2 protein-coding genes are annotated in these 1,373 nt (G+C 56.0%); one reads left to right on the forward strand and one right to left on the reverse strand.

Translation table 11 applies throughout. The features are described from left to right. Positions 1-257, forward strand: a 257-nt coding sequence (locus ACR1XY_RS24510; RefSeq protein WP_480597411.1) for a universal stress protein, incomplete at its 5' end; no start/stop codon positions are given. A gap of 27 nt (positions 258-284) precedes the next feature. Here the strand turns inward: ACR1XY_RS24510 and ACR1XY_RS24515 are convergent. After that, positions 285-1,042, reverse strand: a protein-coding gene (locus ACR1XY_RS24515; RefSeq protein WP_480597415.1) for an IS5 family transposase whose coding sequence is annotated in 2 segments (ribosomal slippage) — positions 285-718 and positions 718-1,042 — 759 coding nt in all. Because the reading frame shifts where the segments join, the coding sequence is not laid out codon by codon here. Between the last annotated feature and the right edge of the window lie 331 nt (positions 1,043-1,373).

Raw genomic sequence — 1,373 nt, forward strand, 5'->3', positions numbered from 1 at the left:
AAGGGATTGCCGAAAAATCCCTCCAAAAAGCCGCGGCGCGCTTAGCCGAACGCCTGAAAGATGAAACCGAGGTCTCCTCTGTTCTGCTTGTGAGTCAATCGGCCGGTCGGGCGATCACCGAATACGCCAACAAACATGACATAGACTGTATTGTCCTCGCTTCACATAAACCCGGAATGAAAGAGTTCTTTTTGGGTTCAACAGCCGCACTCGTCGTTCGGCACGCGCAGTGTTCGGTGCATGTACTCCGTCTATGAAGCTTGCAATCCTCCTAGGGTCAGGATTCATAACCAATAGATGACGAGAGCGGCGAGCGCGATGGCCGAGAGGAAGACCTTTGGGGATCGGTCATAGCGTGTTGCCACGCGCCGCCAATCCTTGAGCCTGCCGAACATGATCTCGATGCGGTTGCGCCGTTTGTATAGCCGCTTGTCGTATTTGACTGGAGCCTTGCGCTTCTTCCGGCCAGGGATGCAGGCGCGTATCCCTTTGTCTTTTAACGCATCCCTGAACCAGTCGGCGTCATAGCCGCGGTCTCCGAGTAGCCAGTCGACTTTTGGCAGACTGCTGAGTAACGCCCGTGCGCCGGTGTAATCGCTGACCTGCCCGGCAGTGACGAATAGATTAAGCGGCCGCCCCTGGCTGTCGCAGATGGCGTGCAGCTTCGTGTTCATGCCACCCTTGGTCCGACCAATCAGGCGTCCACGCCCCCCTTTTTCGCGGCCATGCTGGTCGCGGTGCGGTGGGCCTTTAGATACGTCGCGTCGATCATCACGGTCTTTTCCTCGCCATGTTCGGCGGCCAGGCCGACCATCATCCGCGCGAAGATGCCTTTCTCGCTCCATCGTTTCCACCGGCTGTACAGCGTCTTATGCGGTCCGTATTCCTTGGGAGCGTCGCGCCAGCGCAACCCGTTGCGATTGACGAAGATAATCCCGCTCAGCACTCTCTTGTCATCGACCCGTGGCTTGCCGTGCGACCGCGGGAAGAAAGGGGAAAATTTGGCCATCTGCTCGTCGGTCAGCCAGAAAAGGTCGCTCATATCACCACTCCATTTTTCGAGCCGTGAATCATGCAGCGCCTTGAGAATCAATGCATCCTGACCCTAATCGGGAAGAAAACGACAGCTGTCAAATCAAGACCCGCCAACCGCTGAAGCCGAGTTCCGCAAAACATGGAAAGCAACGCGGCAACACCTCATTGCCCAAGGCCTAAATTGGATCACCAGGTCTTTTTAAGTGATGGATATTTGAAACTCTCATTCCTCGGACCCGGACAATGGGCCGGAAAATCATCAGACCTAAGCCCGATGTAGCGAAGCCGGGCCCGGGATATTCTGCCTCCAATACAGGATAACGCCTCGAACAGGATTG

It is taken from the genome of Ruegeria sp. AD11(2025), from assembly GCF_056542405.1.